Here is a 19,895-nt window from a genome sequence, read left to right as displayed (position 1 = left end):
TCCTTCCCGACTTCATTTCATCGACCTTCATGATCTATCGACGAAACATCCTGTCCGTTGTCCTTGCCGCGCTGCTGGCACCGCTGGCCGCATCGGCCCAGCCCGCTCCGGACCTGAGCCCCGAGCAGCCGGGCCGCCCGCGCGCGCAGAAGATCGACGAGGCCGTCCGGCTCGCGAAGGACTTCAGGTTCCAGAAGGAAGGCGTGCTCGTCGTCGGCACCACCACCGGCCGCCTGCCGTTCGCGGCCTACGCCACCGACACCAAGACACCCGTGGGCAACGCGCCCGACATCGCACAGCTGGTGGCCGACAGCCTCGGGCGCAAGCTGGAGCTGGTCTCCACCGCCTGGGCCGACTGGCCGCTGGGCCTGCAGTCGGGCAAGTTCGACCTGGTGGTCTCGAACGTGACCGTGACAGAGGAGCGCAAGGAGAAGTTCGACTTCTCGACCTATCGCAACGACCAGCTCGGCATCTACGTGAAGTCCGACAGCAAGCTCGGCGCCATCAAGGAGCCGAAGGACATCGCGGGGCTGAAGGTGATCGTGTCCGCCAGCACCAACCAGGAGCAGATCCTGCTGCGCTGGAACAAGCAGAACGTGGCCGCCGGCCTGAAGCCGGTCGAGATCCAGTATTACGACGACGATGTGGTGCAGCGCCTGGCGCTGCAGTCGGGCCGTGCCGACGCCTACCTGGGGCCGAACGCCATCGCCGCCTACGAGGCGCGCGACGGCAAGACCAGGCTCGCGGGCCTGTTCTCGGGCGGCTGGCCGCTGAACGCAGAGATCGCCGTCACCTCGCGCAAGGGCTCGGGCATCGCCGAAGCCGTGACGCTGGCTTTGAACACGCAGATCAAGAACGGCAACTATGCCAAGGCGCTGTCGCGCTGGAACCTGGATTCGGAGGCCATCGCGGTCTCGCGCACCAATCCGCCCGGCCTGCCGAAGAACTGAGGCGATGGCCATGAATCTCTTCAAGAAAACCTGGATCGCCCGCGGCCTCGTCGCGCTCATGCTCGTGGCGGGCGCGGCCCATGCCGCCGACAAGTTCGACTTCAGCCCCGAGCAGAAGGGCCGCCTGCGCGGCCAGAAGGACGCCGAGGCGGTCAACGCGATTCCGCCCAGCTTCAAGTTCGTGAAGGAGGGCGTGCTGACCATCGCCATCGCGCCGTTCGCGCCGCCGATCTCGACCTACGCGTCGGACGCGAAGACCGTCGTCGGCTTCGACCCCGACTTCGCGCTGCTCGTCGCCGATGCGCTGGGCCTCAAGCTCGAACTGCAGCCCATCGCCTGGGCCGACTGGCCGCTGGGCCTGAGTTCGGGCAAGTACGACGCCGTGATCTCCAACGTGGGCGTGACCGAGCAGCGCAAGGAGAAGTTCGACTTCTCGACCTATCGCCTCGGCCTGCATGGCTTCTACGTGAAGACCGACAGCGCCATCAAGTCGATCAGGGAGCCGAAGGACGTTGCGGGCCTCAAGCTGACGACCGGCGCCGGCACCAACCAGGAGCGCATCCTGCTCGAGTGGAACCGGCAGAACGTGGCGGCGGGGCTGAAACCGGTCGAGATCCAGTACTACGACGACGATGTGACGCGCACGCTGGCGGTGGTCACCAAGCGCGTGGACGCCAATTTCAATCCCAATGCGCCGCAGGCCTACGAGGCCGCGAAGAACGGGCAGATCAGGCTGGTCGGCACCGTCAACGCGGGCTGGCCGCTGAAGTCGGACGTGGCCATCGCCACGCGCAAGGGCAGCGGCCTCGCCGCGGCGCTGACCACCGCCACCAACAACCTGATCCGCAACGGCACCTACGGCCGGGCGCTCGCGCGCTGGAGCCTGACGGAAGAGGCCTTGCCGAAGTCCGAAACCAACCCGCCCGGCCTGCCGAAGTTCGCGCCGTGAGCAGCAGCATCCGCCATCTCGCCTTCCTCACGCCGGGCAACTACGCCGAGGCCGATCCGTTCGCCGGACTGGAGGCCGCCTTGAAGCTCTTCGAGTTCGGCGAGAAGCACGGTTTCGACAGCGCGTGGGTGCGGCAGCGCCACCTGGAGCGTGGCGTCTCGTCGGCCGCCACCTTCCTGGCCGCCGCCACGCAGCGCACGCGCCGCATCGAACTGGGCGCGGCGGTGATCCAGATGGGCTACGAGAACCCGTTCCGCCTTGCCGAAGACCTGGCGACGGTCGACGTGCTCTCGCGCGGCAGGCTGCAGGTGGGCCTGAGCGCCGGCGCGCCGCTGCACGGCGCCCTGCTGGGCAACCGCTTCCACGATGCAGCGCCCAACACCGTCGACTACAGCCACAAGCGCGTGGGGCGGCTGAAGGCCAATCTCGAGGACGTGCTGCTCGGCGACGACCAGACTTTCGTGGAATCGGCCGGCGGACGCGTGCGCCCGCGCGTGCAGCCGTACGCGCCGGGTCTCACGGGGCGGCTCTGGTATGGCGGCGGCTCCCTGCGCTCGGCCGAATGGGCCGGGCGCAATGGCTTCAACCTACTGCTGGGCAACGTGCTCACGGGCGAGAACACCGACGACTTCCTGCAGGCGCAGGTGGGCCTGGTCGAGCGCTACAAGGCCAGCGAGGCTGACAGCGACGCGGGCAGGGGCAGGGTGGCGCTGGGGCGCGTGATCGTGCCGCTCGACGGTGCGGACACCGTCACCCGCAAGCGCTATCGCGAGTTCGCTGCCGGCCGCATCGAGCGCACGCTGGCGCCGCAGGGCGAACGCCGCACGCTGTTCGCGAACGACCTCGTCGGCAGTTCCGACGAGATCCTCGAACGCCTGCGCCGCGACCCGGTGCTGCCGCTGGTGAGCGAGTTGCGGGTGGAGCTGCCCTACAACTTCGGCAGCGAAGACTACGAGCAGATATTGACCGACCTCTCCCGCCGCATCGCGCCGGAACTGGGTTGGCGCGCGGCTTGAATTGCAGGAGGAGAAACGGGGGAAGCAGGAGCAGCGACAGGAGTTGAGTTCGAGGTGAGTCGGAGTCGGGTTGCGTTCTTCGCGATTCGACGGACGGCTTTGGGCGGGCCCTCGGGCCCGCTTTTTTTCGTCAGCCTCGCAGCGCGGATGCGCCGAGCAGGAAATCGGTGACCTCGTCCGAGAACACATAGCGCTGCCCGCCTATGAGCACGCCGTCCGGGCTCTCCGGATCGGGCTGCGCGGCGGGCATGCCGTGGGCCACCAGCGCTTCGGCGCAGCCGAGCCAGTCGCCTTCGCCCTCCGGCTCGTTGCACGAGGCCCAGGAAAGGCCGCCGCAGGCGTTGTCGTCGAAGCCGTGCCGCTCCTGCCAGCTGGCGCCGTGTTCCAGCAGGAAGCGCACGAGGCCGGCGTCGCCGCGGAATACGGCCTTGTTCAGCGCCGAGGCATCCCAGTCGCCACCGCGCGTGGCGATGGGCCAGCCGAGCCTGACCATCAGCTTCACTGCGTCGGCGCAGCCTTGTGCGGCGAGTTCGGGCAGCAGGCGCAGCTGTGCTTGCGAGAGCGAACCGACGATGTCCGGGTGTGCAGCCTGGACGGCGCGGGCCGCGGCCTCGTCGCCTTTTGCGCAGGCGGCGATGAAGGCCTCGTCCACCGGCAGTGCGACGCCGCCTCCCGCTTGCTCCAGGAGGCTGGCGACTTCGGGGAGGCCGAAGCGCAGCGCGGCGACGTAGGCGCTCGTTCCGTCGCGCGTTGTCGCCTTGGGATCGGCTCCTGCCGCGAGCAGTGCCTCGATGTGCGCGGGCGAGCGGCGCCGGCGTATGGCCCACAGCAGCAGGGAGCCCCAGTCGCTGGTGGGCGGGCCGATGGGCGGTTCGTTGGCATCGCCGCCATGCGCGAGCAGCAGGCGCAGCGTGTCGACGTCGTCGAGGTCGAGCACGCGATAGAGCGCGTTCGTTCCCGCGATGCGGGCTCCGGCCTCGAGCAGCAGGCGCGTGCAGGCCGGGGTTTCGAGCGAGTGGTAGAGCGATTCGCCGTCGTCGGGATCGGCGCCCGCATCCAGCAGCAGCCGGGTGAGCGCGGCATCGCGGTGCTGGCCGGCAGCGCCGTAGAGAGCGGACAGCCGCTCGGTCTCGTCGGGCTGGGCGAGCGACGCGGGCGGCCAGCGGCTGCCCACCGATTGATTCGGGTCCGCGCCTGCGTCGAGCAGCAGCTTGGCGCAGTGGCGCAGGCGCTCCTTGTGGTCCGGCAACTGCAGCAGGCCCGAATGTGTGAGCGCCACGAGCGGCGGCAGCGCGAGCGGGCCGCCTGCGCGGTTCACCCAGCCGGGGTCGCGCTCGATGGCCTGGCGGATCAAGGCTTCGTTGCCTACCGCGCAGGCGAGGATCGGGTCATCGCCCGGCAGGCCCGGGCTCTCTTCGAGCAGGCGCAGGGCCAGCGCAGGCCGCGCGCGGTTCGTGCCCCCGGCGATGTCGCCGGCGTAGACGAGGCGCAGCCATTGCAGCACGGCCTTCGCTGGATCGTCCCCATGCGCGCGGCGTGCGAGGACGAAGCCCTGCAGGTCGGCCCAGGACGGAAATCCGTATTCGCGCGCGATGCACGACTGCGCGTCGTGCAGGCGAAGGCCGAGCGCGGCAATCGCCGAATCGCTCTTGCTGGCAGCAGCCGGAAGAGCTTCGCGAAAGCGCGCGGTGGCGGCGGGATTGTTGCTTCGGTAGAGCGCAAGCAGTTCCTTGGCTTGCTTCTTCAGATGGCCCAGGTCGGGCCGGGCGGGCATGCGCTTCATGTGTACCTCCGTGCATCAGACGCCGTCGGCCCGCAAATCCGGCTGCACAAAAGGCGAATGGATCGGCATATAGAGGCAAGTGGGTTCAACCCTTCCCGCGGGCCCGGGCGCGGCTTGCACCGCGGCGGCGATGTTAGGCCACGTCGAGCGCGAAGGTCAATGCGCACGACCGACTGGCGGGAGCGGCTAAAGTGGCACGCTGCTGCCCGCCATCGTCTCGCACGTCCAATCTCCAAACGGATACCCGACACCATGCTGCCCAGATTCCTCAAGCGGCTTGCCGCACGCTTCGCCGGCTCGACGCCGCCACCCGAAACGCCTGCGACCGGCGGCGCAAAGACGCCGGCATTGAAGAAGGGCGACGTGCTCGCCTACCGCAGCGACGAGGCCTGGCGCGCCGTCTGGGTTCTCGAAGTCGATCCGTGGCCCGATGGAACAGCGGTGGCGCACTGCCTGAGCTATCAGCCGCTGGACCAGAAGCCCACCGTCGAATCGCTGAAGCACGCCGAGGTGCTGATATGGCATTCGCCCATCGATGCCGACGGCGTGAGCCGGGGCAGCGAACTCATCGGCAACAGGCAGCCCACCGAGGACGACCTGATCGGCTTCGCCGAATACCTGAGGCTCACCGACTTCCCGAGGTATCTGGAGCTGATGGGCCAGGACGGCCACGAGATCGTGCGCGAGGCCAATGCGCACTATCTGCGCGGCAACGAACTCTGCGAGCAGGGCCGCAAACAGGAAGGCATCGCCGAGTACGACGCGGCCGTGGAGCTCTTTCCGCTCTTCTTCGAGGCCATCGACAACCGCGCCTTCACGCGCATGGAACTCGGCGACTTCCAGGGCGCGCTCGAGGACTTCGAGCAGTCGCTGCAGGTGAATCCCGACGGCGAGGCCGCGTTCTTCTCGAAGGGCGAATGCCTCATGCGGCTCGGCCAGCTCGCCGCCGCGGAGTCGATCTTCAAGGAGGGCAGGGAGCGCTTTCCGGGCAAGAAGGCGCTCTTCGACGAATTCCTGGAGCGGGTGCGGGCGCAGCAGCGCTCGGGGAGCAAGTAGGAGCGACGCCGCTCAGCGCGCAGCCTCGGGCCGCAGCTGCTCCCTGAGGATGCGGCGGATCTCCAGGATCGCCAGCGGGTTCTCCTGCACGCTGTGCGCCGACGGGATCACCAGTTCGGAGGCCGCGCCGTCGAGGTGCGCGCTGGCATAGGGCACGATGCCGTCGCTCGACAGCGCCTGCGCCACGCCGGGCGTGTCGTTGCCGATGATCGAATGGAAGCGCACGCGCGGATTCATCGGCAGGCCCGACGACAGCCGCACGAACGGATCGCGGTCGCTGAGGTTGTCGATGCTGTTGGGGATGCGCAGCGTGCCCTGGTCCTGCCGCGCGGGCGCGATGCGGATCAGCTCGCGCGAGATGTCGCCCAGCTGCCCGAGCATCGCCACGGGCAGCGTGATGAGGTTGGCCACCCAGCGCGAGATGCGGTTGTTGGCGAAATCGGTGCCGCGGTGCGGCGAGGCGATGAAGATGGCGTCGCTCACCTGCGGCAGCGGCTCGAAGCGCAGGTAGGGCGCGAGCTTCTCTTCCATGCGCCGCTGCTGCGCGCCCTGCATCGGGTAGCTGGCGAGCAGGGCGTCCCAGAGCTTGTCTTCCGAGGACGAGACCATCAGCCGGGACAGCACCCCGCCCATGCTGTGGCCGATCAGCGTGATGTCGTTCGAGGCCGGTGCCTTGCCCGAGGGGTCGAAGTGCGCGAGCGTCTGGGTCACGGCTTCGCGGATCGCGAAGTTGTTGAGCGGCAGCGGTGCGTTGGTCGGGTAGTAGACCTGCCAGATCTGGTAGCGGCGGCGCAGTGTCTCGTCGCCCAGCACCTCGTTGGCCACGTTGATCCACGCCTCGGGGCTGCTCGCCAGGCCGTGCAGCATGATGACAGTGCGGCGGTTCGGATCGTAGGGCTGCATCAGGTAGATGCGCGGCTGCGTGAGGCCCTCGCGGCCGCCGAAGAGGCTGCGCAGCGCCTGCAGCGCGAAGTCGGAGCGCGCGAGCCACAGGCCGTAGCCCGAAGTGAAGTTGGCGGCCAGCGGTACTTCCTGGCCGGCGAGCTGCACGTTGGCGGTGCGATACGGGTCGTAGGCCGCGATGCGCAGCGTGCGGGTGCGAAGCACATCGCCGAGGTTGGCGCCGTCGAACAGCAGCAGCGCGGTGACCGCCGGGAAGGGCATCTCGCGATAGGGCGGGCGAGGCTGCTGCCCGTCTGCAAGGTCGGCTCGCGGCGCCGGCGGCTCGTCGTCGGTGCGCCTGTCGCTCGCCGCCACCAGTTCCGCGCCGAAGCCGTCGCGCCGGTAAGTGTTGCGCAGGCCGGAGAAGGTCAGCGAGGCGGCGGGAATCAGCTCGTCGGGCAGGGGCGTGTCGGAAGGAAGGCGCAGGTTCGACACGTCGGTCTCGATGCGCCAGTCGCCCACCTTCGGCATCGCGGGCTGCGCCACCGCGCGCGAACCGTTGCGGCGGACTCCGTCGTACAGGCCGGTGATGGCCTGCTGCACCGCGTAGTTGTAATAGTCGCGCACCTGGGTCTGCCGGTCCTCGAAGGCGCGGTCGCGCGGCTTGCGGGCGGTGAAGAACAGGTAGGCGTAGGCGTGGCGCGCGGTCTCGAACCAGGCCTCGATGGCGGCGGCATCGGTCGCGCCGCCGTGCTTTTCGGACGCGAGCGCCACCTGCAGCCAGACTTCGGAGAGCGCCGAGAGACGCTGCTCGTCGCTCAGGCCCGGCGAGTCCGCCAGCGCGTTGCGGCAGGCCTGGCCGTCCTTGCGGCACAGGTCGGCGTCGGAGCCGATCACGCGCAGCACTTCCTGCGCGGAGGTGCTCAGGCGGCCGGTGGTGAGCACATCGCCGCGGCGCTGAGCGAGGTATTCGGCCGGCGAGATCGAACCGACGGTCACGCCCGCGCAACCTGCCAGCAGTGCGGCCGCGCAGGCGAGCACGGGCAGCGAAGCGAAGAAGCGCAGCGCGCGTTTCATTGCGCCGCTCCGGTGCCAGCAGCCGCGACGCCCGGCAGGCCCTGCCGGATCGCCCGTGAGAAATCGACGCCCGGCGTCTTGTCCGTCGCGATCGCCCGCTCGGTGATGCGGCCAGCCGCGCGCAGCGCTTCCATGCTGTAGCCGGGCGCAAGACCGCCCACGTCGAAGAGATAGTCGGGCAGGTAGCCCGAAGCGAGCAGCCGCCAGTCCATCGGCAGGCCCGGCACGATGCGCTTGGCCAGCGCATACACGATGGTGGTGCAGTTGGCGGTGAGCGTGTTGTAGAAGCTGGGCTCGCGCACCAGCGCCGCGCCTTCGCCGAGGTAGGCGAGGAAGAGCGAGCGGATCTCGGGCCGCGGCAGGCTCACGCGGTACATGTAGACGTCTTCGCCGCGCACGTTGGTGCGCACGCGCAGGATGTCGTGCTCGTCGGCCGCGATCAGGCTGGTCTCGAACTGCTTGAAGAAGCCGCCCACCGACGAGAAGCTCTCGCCGCGCTCCTTGCGGATCTCGATGGAGAAGGTGAGGAACCGGCCGTCGTCGAAGCCGAAGGACACCAGCGTGTGCGCGATGGCAGGCCCGGTCCAGTACGAGAGAGACACGTCGACCGTGCGCAGGCGGTCGAGGTCGTACTGCCTCGTCTCCCAGCGCTGGGTGTAGTCGGTGTCGCTGCGCCACTCGAAGTTGCGCACGTTGTCCAGCGTGACGATGCTGCCGTCGACGCGCGAGTGCAGCTGCCGCGAGACGTCGTCGGCCCACACGCGGTTCTGCGAGGGCAGGATGGTGCTCCACCAGCCCAGCAGCAGCGCGAATCCGACCGCGTAGGAGAGCAGGGCGCGCGCGGCCCGACTGCGCCACGTCAGCACGACCGCCGCGAGGCCGAAGGCGACCCACAGCACGCCCGCGCCGATCTTCATGGCGGCCGGGCCGGGGAAGTGGTACCAGAGCGCAAGGCAGGCCCACGAAGAACTCAGCAGCACCGCAAGCGTCAGCGCAAAGCGGCCCAGGAAGTGCAGGATCGTGCGGATCATTGCAGGCGTCGCGCTTCTAGCCGTAGACGCTCAGAGAGGCCAGGATGCGCGTGAAGTACGCATCCGCGAGGCTCGTCGCGGCCTTGGCGTCGCGTGCCTCCAGCGCATCGACGATGGCGGTGAGCTCGCGCAGCGTCTGTTCGCGCACCACGGCGCCCACGGGGCCGTTGAGATTCGAGCGGCCGTCGTACTGCACCGCGCGGCGGTCGGCCACCACGGCGTCGAACACCTGCATCAGGAAGCGGTTGCGCGTGGCGCGGAAGATCGCCTGGTGCACGCCGTAGATGCCCTCCTTGAACTGCAGCCACTGGTCGGCGTCGCGCACCACGGCGAGGTGGTGGCGCATCAGCGCGAAGTCTTCGGCGTCGGCGCGCTGGGCGGACAGCGCCATCATGGCCGGCTCGAACAGCAGCCGGCCTTCGAGGATCTCGGTGTAGGTCGGCACGTCGCGGTGGTGCGCGGCCACGGGCAGGTCGGACTCGCTCAGCAGCTGCATCAGCCCCTCGGCCAGGAAGGTGCCGCTGCCGACCTTGCGCTCCAGCAGGCCCTGCGCGCTCATCATGGCCAGCGCATGGCGCACGGTGCTGCGCGAGGTCTTGAACTGCTCCGACAGGTCACGCTCGTTGGGCAGCTTGTCGCCCGGCTTGAGCGCGCCGTCTCGGATCGACTGGAGTATGGCGCGGTAGACCTTCGAGGCGGTCGCCTTGTCCTGCGCGGCGATGCGGCCCGAGAGATCCGTGACCTCGATCAGCGGCTGGAGCGGCTGCGGCACGGGCTTTGCATTCATGGTTGAAGAGTTCGCCAAAATGGTTGACCAATCGCAATTAATGTTCTTAGAATGAATTCATTACGCAGTCACATAAGACTGCGCTGCATGGCTCTGGATTGGTTGACCAATCCTTCCGAATCCGTTGATTTTCGTCGAAAGGTTGACCGTTTGCGCCGCCCCTCGCGCCGCAACGGTGATGTGTTCCCAATGACCCTGGATTCCAACACGGCGCCGGCGGCCGCGAGCCACGGCAGCGCGCGCAGCCCCGAGGAGCGCCTCGCCGCCCTCGGACTGAAGCTTCCGCCGCCTCCGGCGCCCGTCGCCAACTTCGTCGCATGGCGCCGCAGCGGCCAGATGCTGTATCTCTCGGGCCAGGGCCCGCTCGAAGCAGACGGCCGCCTGCACGTGGGCCGTGTCGGCGAGGAAGTGAGCGTCGAGGCTGCCTACGCGCATGCCCGGTTGACCGGCCTGAACCTGCTGGCTGTCGCCAAGGCCGCGCTCGGCGAACTCGGGCGCGTGCGCAGTGTGGTGAAGCTGCTGGCCTTCGTGAATGCGGCGCCGGGCTTCGCCTTCCATCCGAAGGTCATCAACGGCTGCTCCGACCTGTTCGTCGAGGTGTTCGGCGACGAGGTGGGGCGGGGCGCGCGTTCCGCCATCGGCGCGGGCTCGCTGCCGGGGCACCAGACCGTCGAGGTCGAAGCCATCCTCGAAGTGGACTGACGATGGCCTACCAGTTCCAGTTCGAGGCGCTCGCGCCCTATGCAGGGCAACTGGCCGAAGGCCTGCTGCACACGCTGGGCTATGCCGCGTCGAGCATCGTGCTGGGCATGGCGATCGGCGTGGCGGGCTCGCTGGCGCTGATCTACGGCAGCAAGCCGCTGCGCGGCGTGACGCGTGTGTACGTGGAGTTCTTCCGCAACACGCCGGCGCTGGTGCAGCTCTTTCTCATCTACTTCGGCCTGCCCAACCTGGGCATCCGGCTGGAGGCGCCCGTGGCCGGCGTGATCTCTCTGGCGCTGTACTGCGGCGCGTACATGGTCGAGGTGTTCCGATCGGGGCTGATGTCGGTACCCCGCGGCCTCTCCGAAGCCGGTGCCGCGCTCGGGCTGCGGCCGCGCCAGGTGCTGGTGCACGTGCTGTTCGTGCCTGCGCTGCGCAACGTGTTTCCCTCGCTGGCCAGCCAGATGGTGCTCACGCTGATCGGCACCAGCCTCATCTCGCAGATCGGCGTGGAGGACATCTTCCACGCAGGCAGCTTCATCGACTCGCGCACTTTCCGCAGCTTCGAGGTGTACGTGGTGATCTGCGCGATGTACTTCGTCACGGTGCAGGCGCTGCGCGTGCTGCTGGGCTTCGTGCAGCGCCGGCTTTTCGGCAGGGAGGGCCGCTGAGATGCGCGGACTTTCCATTGCCGATCTCTGGCTGATCCTCGGTGCCATCCGCTGGACCGCCGCGCTTGCCCTGACCTCCTTCGCCATCGGCGCCGTCATCGGCCTCGGCGTGGCGGTGGCGCGCACTTCGCGGCTGACCTGGCTGCGCGTGCTGGCGCGCGTCTACGTCGAGCTTGTGCAGGGTACGCCGCTGCTCGGGGTGCTCTTTCTCCTGTACTTCGGCGTGCCGATGCTGCTGGGCATCGAGATCAAGGCCTTCACGGCCGCCGCCGCAGCGTTCTCGCTTTCGGCCGGCGCCTTTCTCGGCGAGATCTGGCGCGGCGCGATCGAGTCCGTGCCCAAGGGGCAATGGGAGGCCGCCTCCTGCGTGGGTCTGCGCCGCTGGCACGTCATGCGGCACGTGGTGTGGCCGCAGGCCTTCCGAGTGGCGCTCGGCCCGACGGTGAGCTACCTGGTGCAGCTCATCAAGAACACCTCGCTCGCCGCGCTCGTCGGCTTGGTCGAACTCACGCGTTCGGGCCAGATCGTGGCGGGGTCGACGCTGGCACACCTGCCAGTCTTCTGCGGCGTGGCCCTGTGCTACTTCGCCATCTGCTATCCGCTGGCTCGCCTGGCACTCTCTCTTGAAGGACGCATGAATGCCGCTCGTGCTCATTGATTCGGTCGAAAAGCACTTCGGCGACAACCATGTGCTGCGCGGCGTATCCACCGAGGTCGCCAGGGGCGACATCGTGGCGCTCGTCGGGCGCAGCGGCTCTGGCAAGAGCACGCTGCTGCGCTGCGTGAACGGCCTAGAGACGATCAGCGCCGGCCGTATCGTGGTCGACGGCGTCGATGTGCAGTCGCCCGACACCGACCTGGCCCTGCTGCGCCGCCGCGTGGGCATGGTGTTCCAGAGCTTCAACCTGTTCCCGCACCTGTCGGCCGCGGCCAATGTGACGCTGGCTCCGGTGCTCACGAAGAAGATCGCCAAGGACGAGGCCCGCGACCTGGCCCAGCGCATGCTGGAGCGCGTGGGGCTGGGCCACAAGCTCGACGCCATGCCGTCGCAGCTCTCGGGCGGCCAGCAGCAGCGCGTGGCCATCGCGCGGGCGCTGGCGATGTCGCCGCAGCTCATGCTGTTCGACGAGGCCACATCCGCGCTCGACCCCGAGCTGGTCGGCGAAGTGCTGCGCGTGATGGAGGACCTGGCGCGCGACGGCATGACCATGATGGTCGTCACGCACGAGATGGCCTTCGCGCGCCGCGTGGCCTCCGAGGTGCTCTTCATGAACCAGGGCCGCATCTGGGAGCGCGGCACGCCCGAGCGGATGTTCGGCAGCCCGCAGACCCCCGAGTTCCAGCAGTTCGTGCAGTCCGTCGTCTGATTCCCACGCCTTCGTTTTCGTCGTTCTTGTCTTTCCTGTCTTCCAAGGAGCTTCCATGTTCAAACTGAAAACCCTGTTCGCCGCCGCGCTGGTCTGCGCCGCTCCCTTGCTCGCGCATGCCGACAAGCTCGCCGACATCAAGGCCAAGGGCGCGATCCGCATCGCCACAACCATCGACGCCGCGCCGTGGGGCTTCACCGACTCGGCAGGCAAGCCCACCGGCCTCGACGTGGAACTGGCCGAGAACGTGGCCAAGGCCATGGGCGTGAAGCTCGAGCTGCAGCAGGTGACCGGCGCCAACCGCATTCCGTACCTGCTGTCGAACAAGGTCGACGTGGTGATCGCCGCGCTGGGCAGTTCGCCCGAACGTGCCAAGCAGGTCGCCTTCTCCAAGCCCTACGCGGCCGTGTACCTCGGCGTGTACGGCGGCAAGGGCACGCCCAAGTTCGCCAAGGTGGCCGACCTCGCGGGTCAGACCGTGGCAGTGCCCAAGGGCTCCACGCCCGACCTGTCGCTGAGCGAGCTGGCGCCGGGCGCCAAGCTGATCCGCCTGGAAGACACGGCTTCCACCATCTCGGCCTTCCTGTCGGGCCAGGCGCCGCTTTTCGCCGAGAACAACTTCATCGCGCAGAAGGTGGCCGACGAGAACCCGGCCAAGGGCATCGAGATGAAGTCGCTGATCCGCATCAGCCCCGCCTACATGGCCGTGCAGCCCGGCGAGACCGCGCTGCTGGCCGAGATGAACAGGATCATCGACGCCAAGACCGCCGACGGCAGCCTCGCGGCGCTGCGCCTGAAGTGGTTCAAGGACGAGCAGAAAGAAGTGAAGTGAGCCAGCCGCGTCCCTCCACCGTTTTCACGGACATCGACTGGGCCAGGCCCGGCAAGCAGGTCGGCCACGCGTGGCTTCCGTATTCGGGACATGACGATGCCTGGGGCGCGGTGGCGCTGCCCCTGGCAGTCATCGGCAACGGCGACGGCCCGACGGTGCTGGTCACCGGCGCCATCCACGGCGACGAATACGAAGGACCGATCGTCATCAACGAGTTGATCCGCAGGCTCGACGCCTCGCAGGTGAAGGGCTGCCTGATCCTGATGCCTTCCGCCAACGCCCCCGCGATGCGCGCGGCCTCGCGCGTGAGCCCGCTGGACGGCAAGAACCTCGCACGTGTATTCCCCGGCAACCCCTACGGCACGCCGACGGAGCAGATCGCAGCCTTCATCCACGATGTGCTGTTTCCCAAGTGCGATGCCTACGTCGACCTGCACGCGGGCGGCAGTTCGCTCTTCATCGAGGAGAGCGCGCAGGTCGTCGTCACGCCCACGCTGGCACCCGAAGTGCGCGAGCGCGCGGAAGACATGGCGCGCTGGTTCGGCGCCAGGTTCACCGTCATCACCGACAACATGGGCGACCCGCGCACCAGCTGCGGCGCGGCCGCACACCTGGGCCTGGCCGCCATCGCGGCGGAGATGGGCGAGAACGGCAGCGTCTCGCCCAAGGGCGTCAAGCGCACCCGCGAATGCCTGTCGCGCGTGCTGGCGCGGCTGGGCGTGGTGCCGGGCGCGCTGCCCGAGGCGCCGCCGCCGAGCCGCCGCGTGCGCATCGTGCCCAACGGCGGCAACCTGCTGTCGCCGGGCGACGGCTACTTCGAGCCGCTGCACGAACTGGGCGACACGGTGGAGGCCGGCGAGCTCGCCGGCTACCTGCACCTGCTGCACGAGCCCGCGCAGGAGCCCCGCGAAGTGCGCTTCGCCAAGGGCGGCACGGTGTATTCGCAGCGCACCTTCGGCGCGGTGAAGCAGGGCAACAACCTGTGCGTGCTGGTCGAGGACGAGGCATGACCGACAAAGACGCGATGCAACCGATCGCCCTGGCCGACTACCGCGCGGCGCACGAGCGCGTGAAGCCCTACATCCGCCGCACGCCGCTGGTCGATGCCCATCCCTGGGTGCCCGGTGGCGCGGCGCAGGTGCGCTTCAAGGCCGAGTGCCAGCAGGTGACAGGCTCCTTCAAGGCGCGCGGCGCATTCAACCGCGTGCTGAACCTTCCCGAGGAGGTGCGCCGCCAGGGGCTGGCCACCGCGTCGGGCGGCAACTTCGGCGCGGCCGTCGCCTATGTCGGCAAGACGCTGGGTCTGCCGGCCAACGTGTTCGTGATGAACACCAGCACGCCGATCACCCGCGCCCGCATCGAGAGCCACGGCGCGAAGCTCACGGTGCATGGCGATTTCTGGGACCAGAGCTGGGACGCCGCCGGTGCCAACGTGGCCGAGCATGGCGGTGCGCTGCTGCATCCGTATGCCGACCGCGACGTGGTGATCGGGCAGGGCACGACTGCGCTGGAGATCATCGACGAGTGGCCCGAGGTCGAGACGCTGGTCGTTTCCATCGGCGGCGGCGGGCTGCTCGCCGGCATCGCGCAGGCGGCCAAGCTGCTCAAGCCTTCGATCCGCGTGATCGGGGTCGAGGCAGCGGGCTGTCCGACGCTCTACACCTGCCGCAAGGAAGGCCGCATCGTGAAGCTGGAGAACGTGAAGACGCGCGTGCCCATCCTGGCCGCGCGTTCGACCGAGCCGCTGAACTTCGAGTTGATCGAGAAGTACGTCGATGAGATCGTGCTGGTCGACGAGGAAGTCATCGAGGACTCGGCGCGTTCGGCCTGGCAGCACGCCGGCCTGGCCATCGAGCTCGGCGCGGCCACCGCGCTGGCGGCCGTGAGCCACCGCTGCTTCGAGCGGCGCGACGACGAGAAGATCGCCGTGGTGCTTTGCGGCAGCGGCAGCGACGGGATGCCGAAGGCCTGAGGGCGCCTCAGAGCAGGTAGGTCACGAGCTTGAAGTCCGGGTCCTCCGGGAACGACTTCACCGTGAACCCGAGCCGGCGCACCAGCTTCAGCATGTCGGGGTTGTTGGCAAGCACCAGCCCGTCCATCTCGGCGAGGCCTTTGTCGCGGGCCACGTCGATGATGCTTTCCATCAGCCGCGAGCCGATGCCCCTGCCGCTGAACTCGTCGGCCACCACGAGGGAGAACTCGCAGCTGGTCTGGTCGGGGTTGGTGACGTAGCGCGAGACGCCCACGATGCGCTCGCTCTCGAGCACGGTACCGTCGGGCGACACGCTGCGCTCCATCACCACCGCTACCAGCGCCATCTCGCGGTCGTAGTCGATCAGCGTGAAGCGCGAGAGCATCGACGGCGGCAGCTCGTGGAAGCGCGAGACGAAACGGAACCAGCGGCTCTCGGGCGACAGCCCCTGCACCAGCGCCTGCAGCATCTGCGCGTCGTTGGGGTGGACCGGCCGCACGATGTAGGTGCCGCCGCCCGTGCCGGCCAGCGGCCATTCGCGCCGGTAGCGCGCGGGGTACGGCATGATCGCCAGGTGCTGGTAGCCGTTGACCGCGTTGCCCACGTGGGCCGCTACCGCCTGCGAGCTGCTGCCCACCACGATGCGTGCATCGACCGAGATGGCGCCGTTCTCGTCCACGATGATCGGGTTGATGTCCATCTCGCGCAGCTCGGGCAGCTCGCACACCATTTCCGACACGCGCAGCAGCAGGTCTTCGAGCGCCTCCATGTCCACGGCATGGGCGCCGCGCCATTCGCCCAGCGTCTCGGCCACGCGCGAGCGTTCGATGAGCCGGCGCGCGAGAAACTGGTTGAGCGGCGGCAGCTCCATCGCACGGTCGTTCAGCAGCTCGATCATGGTGCCGCCCGCGCCGAACACGATGACCGGGCCGAATGGCTCGTCGGTGACCATGCCCACGTAGATCTCGCGGCCGCGCCGGGCGCGCGCCATCTTCTGCACCGTCACCCCGTTGATGCGCGCCTCGGGCGCGAGGCGGGCGACGCGCTCCATCATCTCGACGTAGGTGTCGCGCGCGGCGGTGCCGTTGAGCACGTTGAGCGCCACGCCTTCCACGTCGGACTTGTGAGGGATGTCGGGCGAATCGATCTTCAGCGCCACCGGAAAGCCCAGCTGCGTCGCGATCATCATCGCCTCGCTGGGGCTGCGCGCGAGCAGTGTGCGCGTGATCGGGATGTGGAAGGACGACAGCAGCGACTTCGATTCCATCTCCGTCAGCACGTTGCGCCGTTCGGCCAGCACGCTCTCGATGAGGAGGCGCGCGCCTTCGATGTCGGGCTTGGCCAGCGCCGACAGCGGCGGCGGCGTCTGCTGCAGCAGTTGCTGGTTCTGGTAGAAGGCCGCGATGTTGCCGAAGGCGCCCACGGCCGCCTCTGGCGTGCGGAAGCTCGGGATGGTCGCGTCGGCCAGCACCGAGCGCGCCTTGCCCACCGACGAGTCGCCCATCCAGCAGGCCAGCAGCGGCTTGTTCATCGGCCGCGGGATGTCGGCCAGCGCCTTCGCGGTGGCTCCCGCGTCGATGCCAGGCTTGGGCGAGAAGATGGCGAGCACGCCGTCGACCTGGCTGTCGGCCGAGGCCGCGTCGATGGCGGCGCGGTAGTGGGCGGGCTGCGCCTCTTCCGACAGGTCGATCAGGTCGGCCAGCGATGCGAGTGGGGGCAGGGCGGGCAGCAGCACCTTCTGCGCGGGGGCGGAGAGCTTGCCGAGGTCGAGACCGATCTCGTTGATCCAGTCGGCCGCCAGCACGCCGGGGCCGCCGCCGTTGGTGACCACCGCCAGGCGCTTGCCGACGGGCCTGTAGCGCGAGGCAAGGCACTTGGCGGCGGAGAAGAGTTCGACGAAGGAGCGCACGCGCACCGCGCCGGCCCGGCGCAGCGCGGCGTCGAACACGTCGTCGCTGCCCACGATGGCGGCGCTGTGCGTCTGTGCGGCTTCGTTGCCGGCAGGCTTGCGACCGGCCTTGAGCACCACCACCGGCTTGGCGTGCGAGGCCGAGCGCAGCGCGCTCATGAAGCGGCGCGCATCGGCAATGCCTTCGAGGTAGATGATGATGCTGTGCGTGGCCTGGTCGTTGGCCAGGAAGTCGAGCACCTGCGGAATGTCGACCGAGGTGTGCGGGCCCAGCGAGACCACGCTGGAAAAGCCCACGCCGTTCTGCCGCGCCCAGTCGAGCATCGAGGCCGTGAGCGCGCCCGACTGCGCCACCAGTGCGAGGGGCCCGCTGCCCGCCAGCGGACCGGCCACGCTGGCATTGAGATGCAGCAGCGGGCGCTGGAAGCCCAGCGAGTTGGGGCCCAGCAGGTGCACGCCCTCGCGGCGCGCGATCTTGCGCCACTGCGCCGCCTGCTCGGCGCCGATGCCGCTCGAAAGGACGACGGCCGCCTTGCAGCCGATGCGCCCCGCGATCTCCAGCGCAGCCGCCACGTCGCCCGGCGCCAGCGCGATCAGCGCGAGGTCGGCGTGGGTCTGCGCGAGCTCTTCGAGCGTGCCCTTGGTGCGCACGTCCAGGAAGCGCAGCGTGCCGTCGAAGCGCTGCGCGCGGAACGCCTCGCGAAGCGTGCGGCCGGCCGGCGTCTGCCCACCCGGGCCGTCCGCGTTGCCGACGAAGGCGACGATGGAGGCGGGCGCGAAAAGCGGTGTCAGGAAATGCTTGTCCATGCCCCCGAGTCTGCACCGTTCGGACGCTGCTGTGCATCGTGGCCGCACCCGAGAGCCGAGGTCAGGACGGGTTCAGAGGGCTTGGCTATATTCGGGTTTCCATGCAAAAACGTATCGGAGTGATCTTCGTCTCGCGACGGAACTCATTGCGCAGCATCCTGGCCGAAGCGTGCATCGCACACCTGGACCCGAAGCGGTTCTCGGCCTCTTCCTGCGGGCAGCCCGGACAGGTCGCCCGCGAATTCCATCCTGCCGCAGTCGCCGCGTTGAAGAGCGCGGGCATCCCCTTGCCCAACAGGCTGCCGCGCGGCTGGGACGAGCTGGCGCGAGCGAGTGCGCATCCTGCGGACTTCGTCATCACGCTCGATGAAACGACGGGCCCGCGCCAGCCCCTGTGGCCCGGCCAGCCCGACGCGGCCCTGTGGGCCTACCCCGACCTGCTCGACGGCCGCGATCCCGAGAGGGTCGCGCACGACGCGGTACAGACGCTGTTCTCGCTGCGGCGCCGGCTGGAGCTGCTGGTGAGCCTGCCGATGCAGGGGGTGGACCGCTCGGCGGTGCGCTCGGACGTGCGCGACCTGGGCTACCTGCGCTAGTTGCAGCGATCGCGCCGGGCCGAAGGGCTCACTCCAGCGTGAACCCGATCTTCAAGGTCACCTGCCAGTGCGCGACCTTGCCGTCGACCACGTGCCCGCGCGTCTCGGTGACGTTGAACCACTGGATGTTGCGCACCGTCTCGTGCGCCTTGGCGATGGCGCTTTTCACCGCATCCTCGATGCCGGTTGGCGACGAGCCGGTGAGTTCCAGGGTTTTGTAGACGTGGTTGGACATGGTCTCTGACTCCTTCTGGTTCGATTGAAAAAACGATTGGGCTGGCAGCGCTGGAAAAACATCGTAGTCCCGTTGCGCTGGTACGTGTCAGTGGACGTACCCGCCCTTGACGAAGCGCACCGGCTCGGCGTCCATGCGCGCGATGAGGGCGCCGAGACCGTCGGGCGGCAATGGCCGGACGCCGGGCTTCGACGAGGGCTGCTGCTCCGTGCGGCACAGCAGGTCGTCGTCGCTCCACGCGGCCTTGCCGGGCTCGCCGCGTGCGCGCAGCCAGCCGTCGCGGTCCACGATGAACTGGGTGCCCGCGAGCTGCGTGGTCGCGCCGACGAGCGAGAAGGCGGTCCACGCGGCGGGCGATGCGGCGATGCAGTCGTCGGACTGCGATGCGGCGACTTCCGTCGTTTGCGGGGCGATCAGCACGGTGACGAGGCGTGGGTCGTCGGCCGGCGTCGATGCGCCGGCCCCGAGGTTCGACGCGACGATGCGCAGGCGCTGGCCGCGCCAGCTGGAAAGGCTGCGCGGCGGCTTGTTGCCGCATTGCACCATCACATCGGGCGGCGCGATGGGCTGCGCCCACAGTCCGGCAGCGCGCAGGCTTTCCCCGGCGCTCTGGGCCTTCATGAAATCGATCAGCGCCCAGGCGTCGGCGTCGCTGAGCGTGGAGCCGAAGCCGGGCATGGTCGGGGTTCCGCGGCGGTCGCGCATGCCGTTCATCACATGCCACAGCACGTCGCCATCGGCGCGGCGCCACAGCAACGGACCGCCAAGGTCGGGCGGCCACACGGCCTGGGCCGAGGCCAGCGGCCCGTGACCCCTGCCGTCGGTACCGTGGCAGGCGGCGCACTGCGCTGCATACAGGGTGCGGCCGCGTTCGATGCTCTCGGCAGTGAAGCCTGTGGGCGATGCATGGAAGGTGGTCGGATACGCCGGCACCAGCACCACGTTGGCCTCGGGCCAAGGCGCCAATGCCGCCAGCAGCACAGCCGCTGCGGCCAGCCACACACGGCGCCGGCGCCAGGGCAGCGCAAGCAGCAGGATCAGCAGCGCCACGGCAAGCACGACGAGCGTGAGCCCGAGCCGCCGGGCCTGGCCGAGGTCGATCAGCAGGTTCTCGCCCGAAAGCCGCAGTGCCCACGGCCAGGCGGGCTGCCCGTGCGATTGCCCGGCCAGCCCCAGCACGTCGAGAACGCGCAGAAGCCACAGCTGCGCCCCTTGCAGCAGGCCGATCAGCAGGTTGAGCCAGCCGGCCTCGGGCGGACCACTCATCTCTTCA

General features: G+C 68.9%; 19 protein-coding genes. 12 read left to right on the top strand and 7 right to left on the bottom strand.

What is annotated here, in order from left to right:
- Positions 1-29: 29 nt before the first annotated feature.
- The 3 genes from G369_RS0104225 to G369_RS0104215 are packed head-to-tail and all read left to right on the top strand — an operon-like array spanning position 30 to position 2,915.
- Positions 30-950, top strand: coding sequence for an ABC transporter substrate-binding protein (locus G369_RS0104225; protein ID WP_019652732.1), 921 nt, complete (start codon positions 30-32; stop codon positions 948-950).
- A gap of 10 nt (positions 951-960) precedes the next feature.
- The gene (locus G369_RS0104220) at positions 961-1,899 is read left to right on the top strand and encodes an ABC transporter substrate-binding protein (protein WP_132750972.1); all 939 of its coding nucleotides are present in this window, start codon (positions 961-963) and stop codon (positions 1,897-1,899) included.
- Positions 1,896-2,915 carry an LLM class flavin-dependent oxidoreductase gene (locus tag G369_RS0104215; RefSeq protein WP_019652730.1) on the top strand — a complete coding sequence of 340 codons (1,020 nt, stop codon included), beginning with the start codon at positions 1,896-1,898 and terminating at the stop codon, positions 2,913-2,915. The genes G369_RS0104220 and G369_RS0104215 overlap by 4 nt, the downstream gene beginning before the upstream one ends.
- Before the next feature lie 130 nt (positions 2,916-3,045).
- Here the strand turns inward: G369_RS0104215 and G369_RS0104210 are convergent, their stop codons facing one another.
- Positions 3,046-4,698, bottom strand: coding sequence for an ankyrin repeat domain-containing protein (locus G369_RS0104210; RefSeq protein WP_019652729.1), 1,653 nt, complete (start codon positions 4,696-4,698; stop codon positions 3,046-3,048).
- A 252-nt stretch (positions 4,699-4,950) separates the two neighbouring features.
- On the opposite strand from G369_RS0104210, the gene G369_RS0104205 reads away from it, so the two are divergent.
- Positions 4,951-5,754, top strand: coding sequence for a tetratricopeptide repeat protein (locus tag G369_RS0104205; protein WP_019652728.1), 804 nt, complete (start codon positions 4,951-4,953; stop codon positions 5,752-5,754).
- Positions 5,755-5,766: 12 nt separating this feature from the next.
- Here the strand turns inward: G369_RS0104205 and G369_RS0104200 are convergent, their stop codons facing one another.
- The 3 genes from G369_RS0104200 to G369_RS0104190 are packed head-to-tail and all read right to left on the bottom strand — an operon-like array spanning position 5,767 to position 9,531.
- Positions 5,767-7,713, bottom strand: a complete 1,947-nt coding sequence (locus tag G369_RS0104200) for an esterase/lipase family protein (protein ID WP_019652727.1) — start codon at positions 7,711-7,713, stop codon at positions 5,767-5,769.
- The gene (locus tag G369_RS35395; RefSeq protein ID WP_019652726.1) at positions 7,710-8,744 is read right to left on the bottom strand and encodes a lipoprotein N-acyltransferase Lnb domain-containing protein; all 1,035 of its coding nucleotides are present in this window, start codon (positions 8,742-8,744) and stop codon (positions 7,710-7,712) included. The genes G369_RS0104200 and G369_RS35395 overlap by 4 nt, the downstream gene beginning before the upstream one ends.
- A gap of 16 nt (positions 8,745-8,760) precedes the next feature.
- The gene (locus tag G369_RS0104190) at positions 8,761-9,531 is read right to left on the bottom strand and encodes a FadR/GntR family transcriptional regulator (RefSeq protein WP_019652725.1); all 771 of its coding nucleotides are present in this window, start codon (positions 9,529-9,531) and stop codon (positions 8,761-8,763) included.
- A gap of 189 nt (positions 9,532-9,720) precedes the next feature.
- Between G369_RS0104190 and G369_RS0104185 the strand changes: the two genes are divergently transcribed.
- From G369_RS0104185 to G369_RS0104155, 7 genes are read left to right on the top strand one after another with little or no spacing between them, the layout of a single operon-like run.
- Positions 9,721-10,233: a RidA family protein gene (locus tag G369_RS0104185; RefSeq protein ID WP_019652724.1), complete on the top strand. Its 513-nt coding sequence runs from the start codon at positions 9,721-9,723 to the stop codon at positions 10,231-10,233.
- A gap of 2 nt (positions 10,234-10,235) precedes the next feature.
- Positions 10,236-10,904, top strand: coding sequence for an amino acid ABC transporter permease (locus G369_RS0104180; protein ID WP_019652723.1), 669 nt, complete (start codon positions 10,236-10,238; stop codon positions 10,902-10,904).
- A 1-nt stretch (position 10,905) separates the two neighbouring features.
- On the top strand, positions 10,906-11,562 hold the full coding sequence (locus tag G369_RS0104175) for an amino acid ABC transporter permease (protein ID WP_019652722.1): 657 nt from the start codon (positions 10,906-10,908) through the stop codon (positions 11,560-11,562).
- The gene (locus G369_RS0104170) at positions 11,543-12,271 is read left to right on the top strand and encodes an amino acid ABC transporter ATP-binding protein (RefSeq protein ID WP_019652721.1); all 729 of its coding nucleotides are present in this window, start codon (positions 11,543-11,545) and stop codon (positions 12,269-12,271) included. Before G369_RS0104175 ends, G369_RS0104170 begins: the two co-directional genes overlap by 20 nt.
- Before the next feature lie 55 nt (positions 12,272-12,326).
- A complete protein-coding gene (locus G369_RS0104165; RefSeq protein ID WP_019652720.1) occupies positions 12,327-13,103 on the top strand; it encodes a transporter substrate-binding domain-containing protein in 777 nt (258 codons plus the stop codon).
- Positions 13,100-14,113, top strand: coding sequence for a succinylglutamate desuccinylase/aspartoacylase family protein (locus G369_RS0104160; RefSeq protein WP_019652719.1), 1,014 nt, complete (start codon positions 13,100-13,102; stop codon positions 14,111-14,113). The genes G369_RS0104165 and G369_RS0104160 overlap by 4 nt, the downstream gene beginning before the upstream one ends.
- Positions 14,110-15,075 (top strand): threonine ammonia-lyase, encoded by a 966-nt coding sequence (locus G369_RS0104155; RefSeq protein ID WP_019652718.1) that lies wholly within the window; start codon positions 14,110-14,112, stop codon positions 15,073-15,075. Before G369_RS0104160 ends, G369_RS0104155 begins: the two co-directional genes overlap by 4 nt.
- 7 nt (positions 15,076-15,082) lie before the next feature.
- Here the strand turns inward: G369_RS0104155 and G369_RS0104150 are convergent, their stop codons facing one another.
- Positions 15,083-17,791: a bifunctional acetate--CoA ligase family protein/GNAT family N-acetyltransferase gene (locus G369_RS0104150; protein ID WP_019652717.1), complete on the bottom strand. Its 2,709-nt coding sequence runs from the start codon at positions 17,789-17,791 to the stop codon at positions 15,083-15,085.
- Positions 17,792-17,892: 101 nt separating this feature from the next.
- Here G369_RS0104150 and G369_RS0104145 point away from each other — a divergent pair, with 101 nt between their 5' ends.
- Positions 17,893-18,387 carry an arsenate reductase/protein-tyrosine-phosphatase family protein gene (locus G369_RS0104145; protein ID WP_026346196.1) on the top strand — a complete coding sequence of 165 codons (495 nt, stop codon included), beginning with the start codon at positions 17,893-17,895 and terminating at the stop codon, positions 18,385-18,387.
- A 28-nt stretch (positions 18,388-18,415) separates the two neighbouring features.
- Here G369_RS0104145 and G369_RS0104140 read toward each other — a convergent pair whose 3' ends face one another.
- Together G369_RS0104140 and G369_RS0104135 are read right to left on the bottom strand one after the other, a co-directional pair.
- Positions 18,416-18,622: a dodecin gene (locus tag G369_RS0104140; RefSeq protein WP_019652715.1), complete on the bottom strand. Its 207-nt coding sequence runs from the start codon at positions 18,620-18,622 to the stop codon at positions 18,416-18,418.
- An 87-nt stretch (positions 18,623-18,709) separates the two neighbouring features.
- Positions 18,710-19,888: a c-type cytochrome gene (locus G369_RS0104135; RefSeq protein WP_019652714.1), complete on the bottom strand. Its 1,179-nt coding sequence runs from the start codon at positions 19,886-19,888 to the stop codon at positions 18,710-18,712.
- Positions 19,889-19,895 lie beyond the last annotated feature (7 nt).

This window comes from Variovorax atrisoli 110B, assembly GCF_000382045.1.
GTDB classification, from domain to species: domain Bacteria; phylum Pseudomonadota; class Gammaproteobacteria; order Burkholderiales; family Burkholderiaceae_C; genus Variovorax; species Variovorax atrisoli.
The sequence above is the reverse complement of the archived record's forward strand: the minus strand, read 5'-3'. Positions and strand labels throughout refer to the sequence as shown.

Coding starts and splice junctions, on each gene's coding strand:
- G369_RS0104140 (WP_019652715.1), bottom strand. CDS start 18,622: ATGTCCAACCACGTCTACAAAACCCTGGAACTCACCGGCTCGTCGCCA.
- G369_RS0104165 (WP_019652720.1), top strand. CDS start 12,327: ATGTTCAAACTGAAAACCCTGTTCGCCGCCGCGCTGGTCTGCGCCGCT.
- G369_RS0104175 (WP_019652722.1), top strand. CDS start 10,906: ATGCGCGGACTTTCCATTGCCGATCTCTGGCTGATCCTCGGTGCCATC.
- G369_RS0104205 (WP_019652728.1), top strand. CDS start 4,951: ATGCTGCCCAGATTCCTCAAGCGGCTTGCCGCACGCTTCGCCGGCTCG.
- G369_RS35395 (WP_019652726.1), bottom strand. CDS start 8,744: ATGATCCGCACGATCCTGCACTTCCTGGGCCGCTTTGCGCTGACGCTT.
- G369_RS0104185 (WP_019652724.1), top strand. CDS start 9,721: ATGACCCTGGATTCCAACACGGCGCCGGCGGCCGCGAGCCACGGCAGC.
- G369_RS0104210 (WP_019652729.1), bottom strand. CDS start 4,698: ATGAAGCGCATGCCCGCCCGGCCCGACCTGGGCCATCTGAAGAAGCAA.
- G369_RS0104155 (WP_019652718.1), top strand. CDS start 14,110: ATGACCGACAAAGACGCGATGCAACCGATCGCCCTGGCCGACTACCGC.
- G369_RS0104200 (WP_019652727.1), bottom strand. CDS start 7,713: ATGAAACGCGCGCTGCGCTTCTTCGCTTCGCTGCCCGTGCTCGCCTGC.
- G369_RS0104180 (WP_019652723.1), top strand. CDS start 10,236: ATGGCCTACCAGTTCCAGTTCGAGGCGCTCGCGCCCTATGCAGGGCAA.
- G369_RS0104225 (WP_019652732.1), top strand. CDS start 30: ATGATCTATCGACGAAACATCCTGTCCGTTGTCCTTGCCGCGCTGCTG.
- G369_RS0104170 (WP_019652721.1), top strand. CDS start 11,543: ATGCCGCTCGTGCTCATTGATTCGGTCGAAAAGCACTTCGGCGACAAC.
- G369_RS0104145 (WP_026346196.1), top strand. CDS start 17,893: ATGCAAAAACGTATCGGAGTGATCTTCGTCTCGCGACGGAACTCATTG.
- G369_RS0104190 (WP_019652725.1), bottom strand. CDS start 9,531: ATGAATGCAAAGCCCGTGCCGCAGCCGCTCCAGCCGCTGATCGAGGTC.
- G369_RS0104135 (WP_019652714.1), bottom strand. CDS start 19,888: ATGAGTGGTCCGCCCGAGGCCGGCTGGCTCAACCTGCTGATCGGCCTG.
- G369_RS0104220 (WP_132750972.1), top strand. CDS start 961: ATGAATCTCTTCAAGAAAACCTGGATCGCCCGCGGCCTCGTCGCGCTC.
- G369_RS0104150 (WP_019652717.1), bottom strand. CDS start 17,791: ATGGACAAGCATTTCCTGACACCGCTTTTCGCGCCCGCCTCCATCGTC.